General features: G+C 34.1%; 1 pseudogene. It reads right to left on the bottom strand.

Annotation, left to right across the window (positions count from 1 at the left end):
- Nucleotides 1-128: 128 nt before the first annotated feature.
- A pseudogene (locus CHU92_RS00130) lies at nucleotides 129-758 on the bottom strand (IS3 family transposase); the annotation flags it as partial.
- Nucleotides 759-823: the final 65 nt, after the last annotated feature.

Below are 823 nucleotides of genomic sequence, written 5' to 3'. Positions count from 1 at the left end.
TGTAGACTCCCCATTTTTAGTACAGTTCTAAATTATAACATTTATTCCATATAAACATGTTCTTGATATTGTTCATGGGTTGAATGAAGCGTAGCGGAATGAAACCCATGAACAATAGACCGTTCTCTGTATTTTACAGGACTTAATCCACCTAATGCTTCATGTGGTCTATAAAGATTATAATCATTTATCCACTGATCTGTAAGTTCTCTCACTTCATCTAAGGAATCAAATAGATAAGCATCTAAAACACCATTACGATAGGTTTTATTAAATCGCTCTATTAGTGCATTTTGAGTTGGCTTTCCTGGCTGAATGTATTTGAACTCTATTTGGTGTATTTCACTCCATTCTTGGGCTAATTTTGCAATAAATTCCGGACCATTATCCATTCTTATTTTTTGTGGTTTCCCATGTTTGTTAATCAATCGATTCAAAATCCAAATCACTCTACTACTTTTTAAGCTATAATCAATTTCAATATGAAGTATCTCCCGGTTAAAGTCATCCATCACATTAAATGATCTAAACTTACTGCCATTACTTAATGCATCGCTCATAAAATCAATACTCCAAGTATGGGTGTAATTAGTTGGAATAACAATAGCTTCTTTTACTCTGGCTGGTAATCTTTTTTTTACCTTTCTTCGTAAAGGCAGGCCCATCTGCTTGTAAACGCGATGGAGCCTTTTGTGATTGACTTTCTCTCCTTTGTTACGAAGCCTATAATAACTCTTCCAAAATCCTTCCCGTGGATGAGCTGCACTCAAGGAGGTTAATTGCTCTATTAAAGTTAAATCATTTTTCTTTGATTGATACTTTA

The organism is Flavobacterium cyanobacteriorum, from assembly GCF_002251835.1.
Classification (GTDB): domain Bacteria; phylum Bacteroidota; class Bacteroidia; order Flavobacteriales; family Flavobacteriaceae; genus Flavobacterium; species Flavobacterium cyanobacteriorum.
Note: the sequence above shows the minus strand (reverse complement) of the source record. Positions and strands in the feature narration are given on the sequence as shown.